Origin of the sequence: Pseudomonas sp. HMWF021 (assembly GCF_003061005.1) — a bacterium.
Taxonomy (GTDB): domain Bacteria; phylum Pseudomonadota; class Gammaproteobacteria; order Pseudomonadales; family Pseudomonadaceae; genus Aquipseudomonas.
In genome coordinates, this window is sequence record NZ_QAIK01000119.1 from 1 (window position 1) to 13724 (window position 13724).

7 protein-coding genes are annotated in these 13724 nt (G+C 61.4%); 1 reads left to right on the top strand and 6 read right to left on the bottom strand.

Annotation, left to right across the window (positions count from 1 at the left end):
* On the top strand, window positions 1-289 hold a 289-nt coding region (locus DBR18_RS15860; RefSeq protein WP_108591021.1), incomplete at its 5' end, for a DUF6124 family protein.
* An 85-nt stretch (window positions 290-374) separates the two neighbouring features.
* Here DBR18_RS15860 and DBR18_RS15865 read toward each other — a convergent pair.
* The 6 genes from DBR18_RS15865 to DBR18_RS15890 form a co-directional block, all read right to left on the bottom strand.
* A complete protein-coding gene (locus DBR18_RS15865) occupies window positions 375-5981 on the bottom strand; it encodes a membrane-targeted effector domain-containing toxin (RefSeq protein WP_256588732.1) in 5607 nt (1868 codons plus the stop codon).
* A 344-nt stretch (window positions 5982-6325) separates the two neighbouring features.
* Complete coding sequence (gene nagE, locus DBR18_RS15870) at window positions 6326-8041, bottom strand: N-acetylglucosamine-specific PTS transporter subunit IIBC (RefSeq protein WP_108591023.1); 1716 nt, start codon at window positions 8039-8041, stop codon at window positions 6326-6328.
* Window positions 8042-8076: 35 nt separating this feature from the next.
* Window positions 8077-10590: a phosphoenolpyruvate--protein phosphotransferase gene (ptsP, locus tag DBR18_RS15875; protein ID WP_108591024.1), complete on the bottom strand. Its 2514-nt coding sequence runs from the start codon at window positions 10588-10590 to the stop codon at window positions 8077-8079.
* Window positions 10591-10848: 258 nt separating this feature from the next.
* Complete coding sequence (locus DBR18_RS15880) at window positions 10849-11859, bottom strand: SIS domain-containing protein (RefSeq protein WP_108591025.1); 1011 nt, start codon at window positions 11857-11859, stop codon at window positions 10849-10851.
* A complete protein-coding gene (gene nagA / locus DBR18_RS15885; RefSeq protein ID WP_108591026.1) occupies window positions 11852-12958 on the bottom strand; it encodes an N-acetylglucosamine-6-phosphate deacetylase in 1107 nt (368 codons plus the stop codon). The genes DBR18_RS15880 and nagA overlap by 8 nt, the downstream gene beginning before the upstream one ends.
* 30 nt (window positions 12959-12988) lie before the next feature.
* Entirely contained in the window at window positions 12989-13720 is a 732-nt protein-coding gene (locus DBR18_RS15890; RefSeq protein ID WP_007967809.1) for a GntR family transcriptional regulator, read from the bottom strand.
* Window positions 13721-13724: the final 4 nt, after the last annotated feature.

The window sequence follows — 13724 nt, forward strand, 5'->3', positions numbered from 1 at the left end:
CGTGAAAAACCGCGAAGCGATCAAACGCGCCCTCGATTTTTACCTCAGCCCCGAACCACTGAAACCACGCCAGCCGAGCACGATGTTTTTGGTCAACCCCGGCGTCGACACCGAGTCGCTGCTCGCCCACGCTTACGAATCGTTGGCCTGCGCCAGTGCCATGGCCAGTAACTTCGCCGGTGAACTCGGCAGCCTGCAACGCAGTACCGCTTTGGCGATCCAGCAAATCATCATGCTCGCCGAACTGGCGGTGAACCGGGCGCTTGACCGGGTTGATCCGCAGTCCTGATTGCGCAGGCGATACGCAGTAAAAAACCGCCGGCCCGACAGGGCGGCGGTTTTTTTGTGGAGCGTTGTTAACGCAATGATCAGATTTACTTCACGGGAATCAGTCCGACGTCTCTCACCAGCATCTGGACAAGCTTTTCCATATGGGTGAAGCGTTGATCTTTTTTCTCCCAGCGATCTATGAAAAGCAGGCCAGTGTCATCCACCTGGATCGGTGTCCTGACAATGTCCCCGCTGCGGGAGCGATGCACCAGGCTGGGCAGCGCATTGTCAGTGTGTTCGATGAGGAACTGGCCATTCCCGGTCAGCCTGGCTCGATCAATGGGTACGACGGCTGCTGGTCTTGGGGTGTTCGGCATTTCGACGTCAAGCCTGAAGTCACCGCGTAGCGCGACGGTCTTGGTTTTCAGTCCTTCGCTTATAGGCTCCCAGCTCCCTGGATAAATGCCCCTGCCCAGGCCCGGGGCGACATCTCGCATGTGCAGGCTGACCGCTCCGAGCATCTCCGCCAGGCCTGGCACGCCATGGTTGTAGTTGGTGTGGGTGTTGCCCACGAAAGCGATCCATTTGTGTGGGCCTTCGGCCAATTGGTCGTTCTGGATGACCTTGCTGGCGTGGTAGCTGAACATCCTGAATCGCGATACTTCGTCATCCAGACCTCTGAGGTAATAACTGGCGGCGCAATCGAGCGCCCTGACACGCATGCCATATTTGGCTGCCGTTTGAATGACGGCAGTGTAGGTATTCGCGCCTTCGTAGTTGGGCATCTGACGCACGTCCTGCGTACGAAGGTAATCCCCGAGCCGGTCAGGCATCTGCTGCGTTCGCAGGAAGGTATCCAGTTGTGCCTGGTGCAAATCGGTCAGCAGGTGTTCAACGTACAGGGTCTTGATCCCTGCATTCTTGAAGGCTGCGATTTGATTGATCAGTTCAGCCTTGGCCGATTGCATATTGTGGCTTTCGCCGAACACCACGCCCGACAGTCGGCTATCGGCCGTGGTCTGCAGGAGGTCGTTTGTTGTGGCATTCGCGGGTAGAGTCGGCAGGGACGTGCGGGCCGGCGGTGTGTAATCGGCAAAAAAGGATTTGGCCTCACTGTCGAGGCGTCCGCGAGTTTCCAGGAAAGCTTTATAGGCCGGTTCCCCTGCAGGATTTCCCGGGGCGTAGGTACTGTGCAGGCCTTGAGGGTCTCTGGCCTGGCGAATGATCTCTTCATGCAGCGAGGGCTCAATGTCGAACTCGTTGAAGTGCTGCACGCTGGGGCCTGCCACGGGGGCAGGGTGGACGGTAACGCGAGGTGCCTCGTACGCCGTCGGTAGCGCCAGATAGTAGTCGCCCTTGGCCAATGGCGCGCCGGCAATGGTGCCGGGTGTATCAAGGCGCAGCGTGGCGGATTGTCCCAATGGCACGTCGTCGACACGCAGGGCGATGGCATTGTGCAGGTCGGCCAGTCCCGGGGTGTTGTCGACTGTAACCATGCGCGAGGGCGCAGCGAGCGCGATCCAGCGTTCGTCTGGCGCATCGTCGATATCGGCACTGATGACTTTGTGGGAGTAAAAGTTTCTTGCCTTGTCGGCCCGTGGCAGGGTTGGCGGGACGTCCGCCATGAGCAGCACATCGTCCAGCAGATAGCTGGTGGAGGCATCCAGCGCGCAGACTTTCATGCCCTTGTCCCGAGCGGTCTGCACCAGGTTCACATAAGAGAATTCGCTTTTTTTCCCGTAACCGAAGGCCCGATCAATTTCCTTCAGGTGTTTTTTGATATGGCGCCATGATTCGCCACGGTTGAATTTCGCCAGTTTGAGGTGAAAGACATCTCCGGGCAGGTATTCGATATAGAGGCGTTTGAAACCCTTTTCGACCAGCGCCTGCATGTTTTCGATCAGCACCTGTTTGCTGGCAATGGATGACGGGCGCGCACCGATGACCAGTGGCCTGCTGTCGGCGAGTGCATCACTGCCCAGCAATTTTGCAAATGACAGGTTGGGTTCAATGGCTGGGAGCACGGGCCGAACAGCCGAATGCGACAGCTCGTCGAAGAATGTTGTCGCGTCCTCGGTCAGGCGTCCGGCCAGCTCGAGATGGGTTCGGCGCACTGGTGCGAGGTCCACGATTGTATTGATGAGGGCCGTGTCGCCCCCCAACAGAAAGTCTCGCTCCACGATAACTCTTCGGAAGTCCGGATTCATTGCGGCTTCAAGCCTGTCGCGATACTCGGCGGGGTAACCATAGTCTTTCATCGGGCCGGGCGTTGGCGATACCGGTTCATACTTCGGGCCACCGCCAGTCATCCCGCTGCGAATCCATCCACGCCTGGCATCCCGGTTGACCAGACGGCCGGTGGACAGCAGTTTTCCGGTGTTCGGCTCGCGGCGATACAGCAAGTAACGACCCAGCGCATCCGGGCTGTTCGTCGTCCAGTAAAGCTGTCCCTGGAAACTTACCGCCTGCATGTCCACGGGTGCCGAAACTCGCGGTTCCAGCTGTTCGATCAGTGCCACGGCGCTTTTTTTCGCGGGCTCGGCAATGGCTTTGCGCGGCAGGGGTGGCAACAGTTTGAGTGAGCGCAGCGCCGGTCGAAGGTCGGTAATCAGTGCGCCAGCACTGTTGAACAGGTAACCGGCCAGATGTTCGAGCGCCGCTGCGTTATCGCCCTGACGGTAGGCATGCAGAGCGAGCATGGCATCCTTGAAAGCCAGTAACATGCCGCCCGCCAGGCTCCACACCGGAAACGGGATGGTGGCAATGGCAACCGCCCATTCGACGCAGCTCCAGAGCAGATTGCTGATCATCTGCGCCTGGCTGATGGTGGTGGCGTGGACGTCGTCGATCTTGCGTTGCAGTTTCATGTTGTACAGCGCATAGCGCATGTCAGTGACCACTGGCACCGAGCGAGTCGCGTCATACCGCGGGATGCTGAACGTGGTGCTGTCTATGCTGGCGGGCAACTGCGCGCGTGCGTCTTCCAGGAATCTGCGTATGCGGGTGCGTGACTGAACCGCTACACGGTCGGTGAAATAACCGATCATGCCGTCCTGTTTTTTCAGCAGATGGTTGAACAGTCTTGCTTCGCGAAAACTGACGCCGTCCGGGGCATCGGGGGTGTAGAGCAGAACCGGATTGTGTTTATGGCTGAACAGCCAGGTGTCGATGACCCATTCGCCGTCGATCATCAGGCGATGGATTCTGTAGGTATTACGGGTTGACCCGGAAGTGTCGCCCAGATTTTCCAGGCATTGATCCAGCCACTGCCGGTCAATGCTTGTGATGTGCCCGCGCAACTGGCATTCCAGGGCTGCGTTCTGCATCTGGCGCCGGGTGATGGCCAGCGTCATGTCACGTCGGTAGGTGTAGCCGGGGCTGGTCGCGCTTTGCAACTCGCTTCTGACCATCTCGGTGTAGCGTTCACCGATCCACACGCCGGTGACCGAGCGTGCGACGTTTTGCGCGGTCAGTACACTCACATCGACACCCGGAGGGCCTTCGAAGCGTGCCGAGGTCGAGAATTTTTCGTGGATGAGTCCGATGCCGTCTTCATAACCGTCACGGTACAGCTGTGTGTAGTTGATGGGCGGTGCGGTCCATGAACCGACGATATGGCGTGGCGGGAAGGCCCACACCGTGTCGGGATCGACGTCGTTGGCGGGACGCCCGAGCAGCCTGTTGAGGCTTTTTCGCGCTTGTTCATGCAGGAAGGCGTCGAAGGTCGGCAGACGCTTTTCCGACAATCGGTGGACTTGGTACGTCTGCAACAGGCCTTCGGCTTCTTCGCTCAGGGTTGAAAGCCGCCTGCGATCGGCGGCGCTGGCCGAGCGATACCACAGCGGCGTGCTGTAGTCGTAGTTGTCGACTTGTGTGGCCAGCAGATGCTCGGCCATTTTTTGCAGACAATTGCTGTAGGTGCCGAGGTTCTCGAAGGTGACTTTTTCGTGCTCGCGATCTGCGGGTTTGAAGCTCAGTCCAGAGAGCATTTGCTGCATGCTCTGGTGAAAACGCAGGGGCAGACGGTTGAAAAGATAGTCGCGCATGCCGGCGCCATTGTTGTGGTGCGCTGCGGCAAGAACGTAGGCCTGGCAGTCGGCATCGCTGTTGAAGGCCTGAAACTTTCGATCGCCCGGCGCATCCGGGAGGCAGAGCAGGAGGCGTTCGATGCCACCGGCCCCGTCGGTCTGGCGCAGTACCCACAGGTCCTTGAATTGTGCACCGTGCAGCGACAGGGTAGCGGCTTTGAGAGTCGCGCGGCTGGCAGGCTCGTCCGCTTGCAGTTTTTTGATCAGTTGCAGATCGCTGTCCAGCAAATGACCTTGCAGCTTCGCTGTGCAGGCCAGCAAAAGTATTCGCTGGTCGAACATGTGCTCGATGGCTCGTTTGACGGCGGGTTGCCCGTTCATCTGCTTTTGTACTTGAGCAAATTCAATACGCGGCTGTAAGGTCAGCGCCTGTTCTACCAGCCATGCAAGTGTCACTTCCGGGTGGGTGTCGGCCAGTGGCTTGCCCTGAGAACTGAGGGTGGTATTTTGCAGAAATGACGAGCCCGGTGATTCATCTCCGGTATGCAGGCCCTGCAAGGCCAGATCGATCAGGTTTCGTTCCTGTTCAAAACTGCCGAGGCCGCTGATGGTGAGGCGGGTTGTAAGCAGCACGTTTTGCGGTTCAAGGTCATCGATCTCCAGATCGTCATCAAGCCGATCGAGCCACTGCTGGCGGGCTAGCGTTTGTGGGCTGAGCGCCGGTCCCATGAGCGTCAGCACGTCTTGTTGCGCTTTGTTGTAGCTGTTCAACTGTCGGGCCAGCTCGTCCTGTTGGGGCTGGGTGGCGCTTGTGTACCAGTTTGGGGCGCTCAGGCGCAGAACACGTTCCAGCAGGGTTTGTGCGCGCAGCTCGAGGCGCGGGCTGAGGTCGGGCAGGGCCGCCGCTATGGCGAGGTCCAGGGCCTGGAGCAGTTTTGCGCTGTCTTTGTGCGGGTTGTCGTCGAAATTCAGGACTCGCCCGATATCCATGCTGCGCTTGTTGATCAGTGCATCGCAGGTGTGCTCGAACAGTGGCTTGTCGGCAATGGGCATCAGGTTCAATGGCCAGATTCCCGTCGTGCCGACGCCCTGATAACGCGTCGGCAGCATTTGCAGAAATTCATCGCGTGTAGGGGCGTGACCCATGCCCTGGCGTAGATGGGCATCGAGCGCAGCCAGAGAATCAAACGACTCGATGCCCCGGGATGGCGTGAACAGCAGAACCGATCCGACGCTTTGCCCCGCTTGCAGATCGCTGACCACCGGGCTGTTTTTTTCGGTGACGACAAACGCCCCGGCCAGTTCGACATCCTGCTCCTGATAGGTGAACTGCAAGGCATACAGGCCTGGGCGCAGTTCCGGCCCCAGGCCGATGTTGTCCAGCAATGCACCGTTTTGCGGGTGGAGCAGGCGGTCGCTGACAGCCTGCTGCGCTTCATGGGTAATGGCGAGCAGGCCGGCGTCGTTGATCATGAAGGAGCGGGCGGACTTTTTATCGATCAGTCCGCGATCATCCATGTCCCTCAGCTGTGAATCGAGCGAAACCTTGAGCGTTGCGATCAGGGTTTTGCCGGTATCGCTGTGCAGGTCGCTGTTTTCCAGGGCCTGATAGAGCGCGCGACTTTGCGTCAGATAGGCGTGGCGGTAATTTTTCAGCAGACCGTTCAGGCGATCCAGTTCCACCTGATGCGCTGACGGTTTTTGTTCAGGCACCAGCGGTTTATCGGCCTTGAACAGATGATGGCCGATCTGGTTGAGGTGGTTTTTGAACTCATCGGGTGAGTCAATTGCAGTGGGGTTGCTCATAGGCAGTGTCTCCATGCGGTGGGTATGAGCCTTCAGCATGGGGACAGAGACAAGAGCGATGGTGGTGCATAGTTATTGCGCACGCCCGAAGGTGAGAAATACACCGTTGCAGGGGGGACCTGCGGACTTGCTCGCGAAAGCGGGGGTGTCAGCCAACATTGATGTCACTGACCGAATGTTTTCGCGAGCAAGTCGAGGAGGCCCGTGCAGGCGCCGAAAATTCAAACCCTGGCGCCGACCTCTTTGCGATTGGCCAGCGCCTCGATCGCCCCGCTCAAACTCGCTGCCTTGTCGCCTACCAGCAAATGCCAGATGCCTCCTTCCAACGGGCTCACACCCTGGCAACCCAGCTCTTTCAACTGATGTTCCGAGATGGCTTTGCCGTCGGCCAGTTGCAGACGAATGCGTGTCAGGGCAATGCAGTCCAGTTGCAGCACATTGTCGCTACCGCCCAGTGCGGTCAGCCATTGCTGAGCTTCCGGTGGCGTGACGAGGACGGCTTTTGTGTCCTCGACCGCCGCAGCGGGCGCAGCCACCAGCGTTCGGCCCAACGCCGGCATCGCCAGGCGAATCTCATCAGCAATGCTGTCGGCCATCGGCCCTACGACAACCTGCAAACTGCCACCCTTGCCCGGGCGTACCACGGCCATCGCGCCCAGCGCTTTCAGATCCGCATCCGACGCCAGGCTGCGATCAACCATCTCCAGACGCAGACGCGTGGTACACGCACCGACCGTCAGCAGATTTTCCGCGCCACCGAGTGCCTTGATGTAAGCCGCAGCGCGCTCGTTCTCGGTGAGCACAGCCTTGTCAGCCGTAGCCACATCCTCACGCCCCGGCGTCTTCAGATTGAAGCGGCGAATGCAGAAATCAAACACCGCGTAATACACCACGGCATACGCCAGCCCGACCGGAATCACCAGCCAGCCATTGGTCGAACGCCCCCAACCCAGCACCATGTCGATGAAGCCGCCGGAGAAGGTGAAACCCAGATGAATGTTCAGCGCATTGGTGATCGCCATCGACAGGCCGGTCAGCAGCGCATGCAGCAGATACAACAACGGCGCCAAAAACATGAAGGCGAATTCAATCGGTTCAGTCACCCCGGTCAAAAACGACGTCAGCGCCATCGACAGGAAAATCCCGCCCATCACCTTGCGCCGCTCCGGCAACGCATTGCGGTACATCGCCAGGCACGCAGCAGGCAGGCCGAAGATCATCATCGGGAACATGCCGGTCATGAACTGGCCGCCCTTCGGATCGCCGGCGAAGTAGCGCGACAGGTCGCCGGTGACCAGCGCCCCGGTGGTCGGGTCGGTGAAGTTGCCGAACACGAACCACGCCATGTTGTTGAGGATGTGGTGCAGGCCGGTAACGATCAGCAGGCGGTTGAACACGCCGAACACGAACGCACCGATGCTGCCGCTTTCCATCATCAAGGCGCCGAAGCTGTTGATGCCGTGCTGGATCGGCGGCCAGATATAGCCGAACACCACGCCCAGCGCGACGGCGGCGAAACCGGTGACGATCGGCACGAAACGCCGGCCGCCAAAGAACGCCAGGTACTCCGGCAGCTTGATGTCCTTGAAGCGGTTATACAGTGCACCGGCCATCAGGCCGCTGACGATCCCGGCGAGCATGCCCATGTTGATGCTCGGGTCGAGCACCTTGAGCGTGGAGATCATCACCAGGTAGCCGATCACCCCGGCCAGGCCTGCGGTGCCGTTGTTGTCCTTGGCGAACCCGACGGCGATGCCGATGGCGAAGATCATCGCCAGGTTGGCGAAAATGACTTGGCCGGCATCGTGAATGATCGCGATGTTCAACAGGTCGGTGTCACCCAGACGCAGCAGCAGGCCGGCAATCGGCAGGATCGCGATCGGCAGCATCAGCGCACGGCCGAGGCGTTGCAGGCCTTCGATGAAAAGTTGATACATGGTGGTTCTCCCTGCTCTTTATACAGAGCTTGTTGTTAGTGCAGAGGCCAATGCTGGTGGCAGGCGTGACGTACCGCAGCGGCGCTGTTGAGTTTCAACAGGTCGAGGCTGAGGCGTTGGCATTCGGCCTCGTGCAACTGGCGCACGCGATCCTTGATTTCACCGATCTGTACCGGGCTGACCGACAACTCGGTCACGCCGAGGCCGATCAACACTGGGGTCGCCAGCGGATCGGAAGCGAGGGCACCGCACACGCCGACCCAGCGCTTGTGCACCGCCGCACCTGCGCAGGTCATGGCGATCAATCGCAGCAGCGCCGGGTGCAGGGCATCGACCCGGGCGGCGAGACCGGCGTGATCGCGGTCCATGGCCAGGGTGTATTGCGACAGGTCGTTGGTGCCGATCGACAGGAAGTCGGCGTGCTCGGCCAGTTGTTCGGCTTGCAGCGCGGCGGCGGGGACTTCGATCATCACGCCGATTTCCGGGCGCTGGCTGACGCCCAACTCCAGGCATAGCGCATCGACCCGTTGGCGAATGTGCAGCAGTTCGTCGACTTCAGTGACCATCGGCAGCAGGATCCGGCAACGGCGCAGCGGGCTGACTTGCAGCAGCGCGCGCAGTTGCTGATCGAGGATTTCCGGGCGCGCCTGGGCCAGACGAATGCCGCGCAGGCCCAGCACCGGGTTGGCTTCGGCGGGCAGCGGCAGGTAGTCGAGTTGTTTGTCGCCGCCGACGTCGATGGTGCGGATGATCACCGAGTGCTCGCCCATGGCATCGAGCACGGCTTGATAGGCGGCGCGCTGTTCTTCGATGTCCGGCGCGGTTTGCCGGTCGACGAACAGAAATTCGGTGCGCAGCAGGCCAACGCCATCGGCTCCGTTGGCAAAGGCATCTGCCGCTTCATGGCTGGAAGCGACATTGGCGACCACTTCGATGGCCACGCCATTGCGGGTTTCGGCGGGCAGATGGGCCTTGGCCTGTTGCGCATCGCGGCGTTGCTGACGGTCGATTTGCGCCTGCTGCACTTCGGCCAGGCGTTCGCTGTTCGGCGTCAGTTCGAGGCGGCCGCCATCAGCATCCAGCACCACCGATTGCCCTTGCGGCTGATCGAGCAGAGCGGCGCCCAACGCCACCAGGCACGGCAGGCCTTTGCCCCGCGCCAGAATCGCCACATGCGAGGTCGCGCCGCCTTCGGCCATGCACAACCCGGCGACACCCTGGGCGCTGAGTTGCAGCAGATCTGACGGCGTCAGTTCATGGGCCGCGACGATGGCGCCGGCCGGCACGTCGTAATGCCAGGCCTCGCCGAGCAAGGCGCGCAGCACCCGTTGCTTGAGGTCGCGCAGATCGTTGGCGCGCTCGGCCAACAGCGCGCTGCCGGTGTGTTGCAGCACTTCGCACTGCACATCGATCGACTGGCTCCAGGCGTGAGTCGCCGCTGTGCCTTGCTCGATGGATTGTTGCGCAGCGTCAAGCAGAGCCGGGTCTTCGAGCAGGGCCAGATGCGCAGCGAAGATTGCTTCTTCGTCGCTGTTCCTGTGCTTTTTCGCTTGGGCGAGGGTGGCGTTGATTTCGCCGCGAACCTGCTTCAGCGCCGACTCAAGCACCTGCTGTTGCGCCAGCGGATCATGATTGCCCGCATCTGCCGGCAGGCTGATCGCGTTCAGACGAAACAGCGGCCCGCCGACCAGTCCCGGTGCCGCGCACACACCCTGCAGCACGCCAGCTTCGGCCGGGCGTTTTTGCGGTGCGGCGCGGACCGGAGCAGCAGCGTGATGATCATCGGGAAGGGCGGTCGCCAACGCATTGAGCAACGCCTGAAGCGCGGCGTCGGCATCCGGGCCATGACAGCTGACCTGCACTTCATCCTGCTCGCCGATGGCCAGGCCCATCAGCCCGATCAGGCTGTTGCACGGCGCCGATTTGCCAGCGAAATGCAGCTGCGACTGGCTCTTGAAACCTTGTGCGGTCTGGCGGATCAGTGCGGCAGGGCGCGCATGCAAGCCGCCGCGATGGGCGACCAATACGTGACCCTGAACCTCTGGGCCGCCAACCGCTTCGGCAGTCGCCGCAGAGCTGTTGCGCGCGACGATGTGTAACAATGGCTCGCCGACTTTCACCGCTTTCAGGGTAATCGGGCGCACCTGGAAATCCTGGCTGTTGGTCAGGATCAACAGGCTGACCAGGCTTTTGCATTGCTGGCCGACCTTGTCCAGGTCGTAGCGCAACAAAGGCTGGCCCTTGTCGACCCGGGTGCCTTGCTTGACCAGCATCGAGAAGCCTTCCCCGTTCAGTTCAACGGTGTCCAGACCCAGATGCAGGAGGATTTCCGCGCCGTTGTCGGCGCGCACGGTCAGTGCGTGGCCGGTGCGGGCGACATGGATGATCTCCCCGGCGCAGGGCGAGTACAGAGTGTCGTTCAGCGGGTCGATGGCAATGCCGTCGCCCATGGCGCCGCTGGCGAACACCGCGTCCGGTACTTTGGCGAGCGTGAGCACCGGGCCGCTGAGCGGGGCGCTGAGGGTCAGCTCTTTATTGTTGTTGTGCATGGCTCGGTCTCATCAGTAATTTCGCTGTCCCCTGTACGGGCTGCCGCAGGCTGCGATCTTTTGATCCTGTTTTTTTCAACGTCAAAATCAAAAGATCGCAGCCTGCGGCAGCTCCTACAGAGGTTTGCATCAATCAACGGTTTTCGCGTCCGTCGACGGGGTTGTGTATCAATCAACGGTTTCGCGTCCGTCGACGGGGGTTTGCATCAATCAACGGTTTCGCGTCCGTCGACAGGGTTGTGCATCGTTCAGCTGTGGTCAGTGCGTACGTGTCACTTTGCTCAGGTGGCGCGGCTGATCCGGGTCCATGCCACGGGCAACGGCTAAACCTGCGGCCATCACGTAGAAACTCTGGATCGCCAGAATCGGATCGAGGGCCGGGTGTTCGGCGCGGCTCAGGGTCAGGTCGCGTTCGAGGACGTCGTCCGGCGCGGCCAGCAGCACGCGGGCGCCGCGTTGCCGCATCTCGGTCGCGAGGCTGATCAGACCCGCCTGTTCGGCACCGCGCGGGGCGAATACCAGCAGCGGGTAATGCTCGTCGATCAATGCCATCGGGCCATGGCGGACTTCGGCACTGCTGAAGGCTTCGGCCTGAATCGCCGAGGTTTCCTTGAATTTCAGCGCGGCTTCCTGAGCGATGGCGAAACCGGCGCCACGGCCGATGACCATCAGGCGTTCGCAATCACGCAAGGCGTCGATGGCCGCGCTCCAGTCCTGTTGCGCTGCTTCGCGCAGGCCTTCGGGCAGGGCGTTGTGCGCTTCCAGCAGTTCGCTGTCTTCTTTCCAGTGCGCGATCAATCGCGCGCTGGCGCTGAGGGTGGCGATGAAACTCTTGGTCGCGGCGACGCTGCTTTCGGTGCCGGCCAGCAGCGGCAGGCTGAATTCGCACGCCGCTTCAAGGGGGGAGTCGCTGGCGTTGACCATTGACACACTGAGGGCGCCACGCTTGCGCAGCAGACGCAGGCTGTTGACCAGATCCGGGCTCTGCCCCGATTGCGAAAACGCGAACGCCACCTGACCGCTGACCTTCAGCGGCGCCTGCTGCATGGTCACCACTGACATCGGCAACGACGCCACCGGCACGCCCAGTTGCTGCATGGTCAGGTAGGCGAAGTAGCTCGCTGCATGGTCGGAGCTGCCGCGCGCGACGGTCATCGCGACTTGCGGCGGCTGACGGCGCAAACGTCCGGCGATTTCGATCATTGCCGGGTCGAGCTGTTGCAATTGGGCTTGCACGGCCTCGAACGAGGACAGCGCCTCTTCAAGCATTTTTGAAGTCAATGTCTTCTCCTTCGACCATGACGGCGGTCAGTGTGAGTGAGCGATCCAGCCGCACGCAGTCGGCCCAGGCGCCCGGTGCGAGGCGCCCGCGTTCGGTGATGCCGAGGTAATCGGCGGGGAATTGCGAAAGACGCTGCGAGGCCTCGGCGATGGGCAAACCGATCTTCACCAGATTGCGCAGGGCCTGATCCATGGTCAGGGTGCTGCCGGCCAGCGTGCCGTCGGGCAGGCGTACACCGCCCAGGCATTTGGTCACGGTGTGGCTGCCGAGCTTGTATTCACCGTCGGGCATGCCGGCGGCGGCGGTCGAATCGGTGACGCAATACAGGCACGGGATCGAGCGCAGGGCCACGCGGATCGCGCCGGGGTGCACGTGCAGCAAGTCTGGAATCAGTTCGGCGAATTTGGCATGGGCCAGCGCGGCGCCGACGATCCCCGGTTCGCGGTGATGCAGCGGGCTCATGGCGTTGTACAAATGGGTGAAACTGGTGGCGCCGGCATCCAGGGCGGCAACGCCTTCCTCGTAACTGCCGAGGGTGTGGCCGATCTGCATGCGGATACCCCGGCGGCTCAGGTCACGAATCAAGCCGTCGTGGCCGGCGATTTCCGGTGCGATGGTGATCACCCGGATTGGCGCCAGCGCCAGGTATTCCTCGACTTCGGCCATCAACGCGGTGTGGGCGAAATTCGGTTGCGCGCCGAGTTTGCCGGGGTTGATGTACGGGCCTTCCAGATGCACACCGAGGACGCGGGCGGCGCCGTGCGGACGCTGTTCGCAGAACTCGCCGACCTCTTTCAGCACGCTGGAAATCTCCGCACTCGGCGCGGTCATGGTGGTGGCCAGCAGCGAAGTGGTGCCGAAGCGCACGTGGGTTTTGGTGATGGTTTCGAAGGCGCTGGCGCCTTCCATGATGTCTTTGCCGCCACCGCCGTGAACGTGCAGGTCGATGAAACCCGGCAGCAGATACGGCAGGTCATTGTCGGCCGGATCACAGGGCACGCCTTCGATCGACACGACTTTGCCGTGTTCGTGGATCAGCCGGCCGCGAACCCAGCCGCTGGCGGTGAGGATGTTGTCTTCGGACATTTCGCTTCTCTCGTTTGGCCTGGCTGCTGATCAGCGGCGAAGCTCTGCAACAAAGTCGTAGTAGTCGTTGCGGCAATAGGTGTCGGTGACTTCGATCGGCGTGTTGTCTTCCAGATAGCCGACCCGGGTCATCAGCAGCATGGCGGTGCCGGGGGCGATGCCGACCAGAGCGGCGAACTCGTCCGAGGCGTTGATCGCCTGAATGTGCTGCAGGGCGCGGACGATGGGTTTGCCGATGCCGTCGAGGTATTCGTAGAGCGAATCGCCGACCAGGTGCGGCTTGGGCATGATCGAGGCGGGCAGGGTGCTCATCTCGATGGCCATCACGGTGTCGTCGGCCTTGCGCAGGCGTTTCATGCGCGCCACCTTGTCGTTCGGCGACAGGCTCAGGCGGATCAGTTCTTCGTGAGTCGGCAGGGTGACTTCGCGCTCCAGCCACTTCGAGCTGGGCACGAAACCCTTGAGGCGGAGCATCTCGCTGAAGCCCGAGAGGCGTGACAACGGTTGTTCCAGACGGGGTGTGATGAAGGTGCCGGAACCTTGCAGGCGGCGGATCAAGCCTTGATCGAGCAGGACTTCCAGCGCCTTTCGCGCGGTAACCCGGGAGATGCCGAGTTGCTCGCTGAGGTTGCGTTCGGACGGCATCGCCTGTTCGGCCTTCCACTGCCCGGAGTGGATCGCCGATTCCAGATTGCGCGCCAGCTGCAGGTACAGCGGCGTTGGCTGGGAGTCGTCTGGGCGTAGGGCCTGGAGGTCGTTCATTCAG

What these genes read in the sequence shown, in the direction of transcription:
- nagE (WP_108591023.1), bottom strand. Translation starts at nt 8,041, where the DNA reads ATGTATCAACTTTTCATCGAAGGCCTGCAACGCCTCGGCCGTGCGCTG.
- ptsP (WP_108591024.1), bottom strand. Translation starts at nt 10,590, where the DNA reads ATGCACAACAACAATAAAGAGCTGACCCTCAGCGCCCCGCTCAGCGGC.
- DBR18_RS15880 (WP_108591025.1), bottom strand. Translation starts at nt 11,859, where the DNA reads ATGCTTGAAGAGGCGCTGTCCTCGTTCGAGGCCGTGCAAGCCCAATTG.
- nagA (WP_108591026.1), bottom strand. Translation starts at nt 12,958, where the DNA reads ATGTCCGAAGACAACATCCTCACCGCCAGCGGCTGGGTTCGCGGCCGG.
- DBR18_RS15890 (WP_007967809.1), bottom strand. Translation starts at nt 13,720, where the DNA reads ATGAACGACCTCCAGGCCCTACGCCCAGACGACTCCCAGCCAACGCCG.